General features: G+C 66.1%; 2 protein-coding genes. One reads left to right on the forward strand and one right to left on the reverse strand.

The features are described from left to right. On the forward strand, nucleotides 1–581 hold a 581-nt coding region (locus tag EOA36_RS34970), incomplete at its 5' end, for a hypothetical protein (RefSeq protein ID WP_127281193.1). Here the strand turns inward: EOA36_RS34970 and EOA36_RS34975 are convergent. Continuing rightward, nucleotides 481–1,524 carry a 2-dehydropantoate 2-reductase gene (locus EOA36_RS34975; protein ID WP_127281194.1) on the reverse strand — a complete coding sequence of 348 codons (1,044 nt, stop codon included), beginning with the start codon at nucleotides 1,522–1,524 and terminating at the stop codon, nucleotides 481–483. The genes EOA36_RS34970 and EOA36_RS34975 overlap by 101 nt on opposite strands. Nucleotides 1,525–1,628 lie beyond the last annotated feature (104 nt).

The raw sequence follows: 1,628 nt of genomic DNA on the forward strand, positions 1-1,628 counted from the left end.
CCGTGATCGCGGGCGCGCTGATCTTCCTGTTCGTCGGCACCATCTTGCCGCTCATTCACATCTCCCAGGCCGACGACGCGGTGCAGTCGGTGCAAGGCATCGAAGCCACGATCAACATGATCATCCTCGCCGTGCTCGGTTTCCTCGCCCTGATCCGCACAGAGGAGCGCATCAAGCGCAAGCAGGTGTTTCGCCAGCTGCACGGCCTGCGTTCGCTGATCCACGTCATCGACATGCACCAGTTGACCAAGGATCCGGCGGCGCTGTCGACCAGTTTCAAGCCGACCTCGCATTCGCCGGCCCGCATCACCAATGCCGCCGATCTCGCGCGCTATCTCGACTATTGCTCCGAAATGCTGTCGATCACCGGCAAGATCGCGGCGCTGTTCGCCCAGTCCGTCAACGACGCCGTCGTCATCGACGGCGTCAACGACATCGAGAACCTGGCGTCCAACCTGTCGCGCAAGATCTGGCAGAAGATCACGTTGATCGACGGCCGGCCGGCGGCGCCAGAACCTTCTCCGGCACCAGGCCCGGCGAGCCAAGCCGCTCGGCTTCCGCCGCGCGCACCAAGGCGCTGACCCGCTGGACCGTCGGCGCCTGCGTGCCGGCTTTTTCGGCGAGCCGCAAGACAGCACCCTGCAGGTCGTCGATCTCGGTCGGCCGGCCGCGCCGCAGATCATCCCACATCGACGAACGCGCCTCGGGGTCGATCGCCAGCATGCGCCGCGCCAAGAGCTTGAACAGCCAGTCGGGCAGCCTGAGCACCTTCGGCAGCAGCGCAGGGCGCAGGCCGGCGATGCGCGCCGGCTCGATGCCCGAGGCCTTCATGGCCCGGAGAGCCTCATCGATCTGGCCGGCGAGGATCAGCCGCCAGCGCCTGTCGGCGAGTTCGGTCGCCAGCGGCAGGCCCGACAGCGCCACCAGCGCATTGTTCAGGTTCATCAGAAGCTTGCCCCACAGCACGGCCTTCATGTCGCCATGCGCTTCGACGGCGAGGCCTTCGACGTCGAGAAGGCGGGCAAGGCCGGCGTCCCCATCTTCAACCATTACCTTGCCGTCGCTGGCACGGTGGACGCGCAGCGGCAGTTCGCCGTCCGGCGATTGCACGACATTGAACGGCACCATGCCGGCCAGCACCGTTTGCCGGCCAAGCGCCGCGCGCAGCTTGTCGGCATTGTCGACGCCGTTCTGCAGGCTCACCACCACGGCATCGGGACGGGCATGGGCCTTGATTAGGGCCGCCATATCCTGCGTCGCGCCGCTCTTGACTGTAACCAGGATCACATCGGCCACCGGCAAGGCGACAGCGGGATCCACGGTGACGGCGAGTGCTTCCGGCTTGATCAGTCGATCGCGGCCCTTGAGGTCGCTGACGCGCAATCCGCCCTGCCGCAGCGCTGCCTCGATGCGCGGTCGGGCGAGCAGGACAAGCTGCCGCCCGGCGAGTGCGAGGCAGCCGCCGGCATAACAGCCAATGCTGCCGGCGCCGGCAATGACGATCCTCTTTTCCCCGTTTTCCATCTCTTGCTCCGCATCAGTCGACTATACGACATGAAAACCATAATGTCGGCGGTATCGTCGGCCATGGGGCTGGCCCCTACGTCTGGCCGTGACAGGCCTTTCGC

The organism is Mesorhizobium sp. M8A.F.Ca.ET.021.01.1.1, from assembly GCF_003998025.1.
Lineage (GTDB): Bacteria > Pseudomonadota > Alphaproteobacteria > Rhizobiales > Rhizobiaceae > Mesorhizobium.

Excerpts from the sequence above, each read along its gene's own strand:
- EOA36_RS34975 (WP_127281194.1), bottom strand. The coding sequence starts at position 1,524 with ATGGAAAACGGGGAAAAGAGGATCGTCATTGCCGGCGCCGGCAGCATT.